Annotated in this window: 1 protein-coding gene; it reads left to right on the forward strand. The window is 58.4% G+C overall.

From position 1 onward, the window contains the following. On the forward strand, nt 1–286 hold a 286-nt coding region (locus AABA84_RS34900; protein WP_445083436.1), incomplete at both ends, for an ABC transporter permease subunit.

Genomic DNA, 286 nt, shown 5'->3' on the forward strand with positions numbered 1-286 from the left:
CTCATCCTGTGCCTCTTCGCGTTGTCGTTCGACCTGGTGTGGGGCTATGCCGGGATCTTGAGCTTGGGTCAGTCGTTGTTCTTCTGCACGGCCGGCTACGGTGTGGCGCTGCTTTCACGCGATTTCGGGGTCGCATCGATTTTTGCCGTTCTTCCGGCCGGAACCTTGATCGGTTTTGTAGCGGCATTGTTGCTGGCAGGTTTCCTGCTGCTTGGCCGTCACCCCTCCAGTGTGGTCTTCGTTTCGCTTGGTACTATGACCGGAGCTTATGCAGCCGATCGGCTCG

Source organism: Bradyrhizobium sp. TM239, from assembly GCF_036247985.1.
GTDB classification, from domain to species: Bacteria; Pseudomonadota; Alphaproteobacteria; order Rhizobiales; family Xanthobacteraceae; genus Bradyrhizobium; species Bradyrhizobium ottawaense.